Annotated in this window: 1 pseudogene; it reads left to right on the top strand. The window is 64.7% G+C overall.

The features are described 5' to 3' along the window. Positions 1 to 1,680: pseudogene (locus EN932_RS35550) on the top strand (AsmA-like C-terminal region-containing protein); the annotation flags it as partial.

Raw genomic sequence — 1,680 nt, 5'->3', positions numbered from 1 at the left:
TCTACATGCCCAGCGGCCGCACCGTGGCGGCCAGCAACGGCACGCTGACGGTCAAGGCGGCGAACCGCCCGCCGGTCGTCGGCGCGCTCGACATCGATGTCGACGGCGACGCATCCGCCGTTGCCGAACTCGCATCCTACGAGCCGATCAACGCCATGCGCCATGTCGGCATTCTGCCGGAGGACCTGTCGGGCAGCGTCACCGGTCACGTCAAGGCGGATATTCCGCTGCAGTCCGGCGTCGACTCCTCGAAGCTCGATTGGCTGGTGTCGCTCGACTACACCGGCATGTCCCTGGCCAAGCCCTTCGAAGGACAGGTCGTGACGGATGCCGACGGTTCGATCACGGTCGACCCCGAGAAGGCGGTGATCTCCGCCAAGGCGTTGCTGAACGGCATTCCGGCCGAACTCGATCTGATCGAGCCGCTCAGGGATGAGGGGCCGGCGCGCAGCCGCAAGGTGGCCCTGGTGCTCGACGACAAGATCCGCGCCGCCGCCATGCCCGGCCTGAAGCCGCTGCTTGCCGGAACTGTGAAGGTGGCGATCGACAAGAACGGCAGCGGCGACCAGAACGTCTCGGCCGACCTGACCAACGCCAGGCTGGACATTCCCTGGGCGGGCTGGAGCAAGGGGGCGGGGGTGCCCGCCAACGTCACCTTCGTCATGACCAAGTCCGGCGACACCACGACGCTGTCCGATTTCAATCTCGACGGAAAGACGTTCTCCGTCGACGGCAGCATCGTGCTGGTCAATGGCGCCTTGTCGTCGGCGCGGTTCAGCAAGGTCACCTTGAACAGGGGCGACGACGTTGCCGTATCGGTGAAGCGGTCCGGCAAGGGCTATGCGGTCGACATATCGGGCAACGCGCTCGACGCCCGCTCGCTCATCAAGCAGTTCACCTCCGACGTCGACACGGCTACCAAGACCACCGGTTCCGATGCCATTTCCGTCAGCGCCGATGTCGACCGGCTGACCGGTTTCCACGACGAGCAATTGTCCAATCTGAAGCTCGACTACAGCGCGGCCGGCTCGCGGGTGAACGGGCTGAAGGTCAGCGCCACGGCCAGTTCAGGTGCGGCCATATCGATCAGCAACACGACCGGCGCCGGCCGGCGCACGCTCAACATGCAGTCCGCGGACGCCGGCGCCATCCTGAGATTCCTCAACATCTACGAACATATGGAAGGCGGCGTGATCACGCTCGCACTGGCCGGGCCGAGCGACGGATCGCTCAAGGGCAAGGTCGACACCAGCAATTTTTTCGTCGTCAACGAACCGAAGCTCGCCTCCATCGTCTCGACCACGCCGGCCGGCGACAACCGCAGCCTCAACCAGGCGGTCAAGGGCAAGCTGGACACGTCGCGGGTGAAGTTCGAACGCGGCTACGCCGAGATCGACAAGGGCAGCGGCTATCTGAAACTGGCCAATGGCGTGCTGCGCGGACCGCGCATCGGCACCACGTTCCAGGGGACGCTCTACGACCAGAACAACAACATGGACATGACCGGCACGTTCATGCCGGTCTATGGCCTCAATCGCATCTTCGGCGAATTGCCCATCGTTGGCGCGCTGCTCGGCAATGGCCGCGACCGTGGCCTGATCGGCGTCACCTACCGGCTCAAAGGCAACGCCAACAAGCCGTTGCTGGACATCAATCCGCTGTCGGTGATCGCGCCCGGAA

This window comes from Mesorhizobium sp. M7A.F.Ca.US.002.01.1.1, assembly GCF_004022955.1.
GTDB classification, from domain to species: Bacteria; Pseudomonadota; Alphaproteobacteria; order Rhizobiales; family Rhizobiaceae; genus Mesorhizobium; species Mesorhizobium ciceri.
Note: the sequence above shows the minus strand (reverse complement) of the source record. Positions and strands in the feature narration are given on the sequence as shown.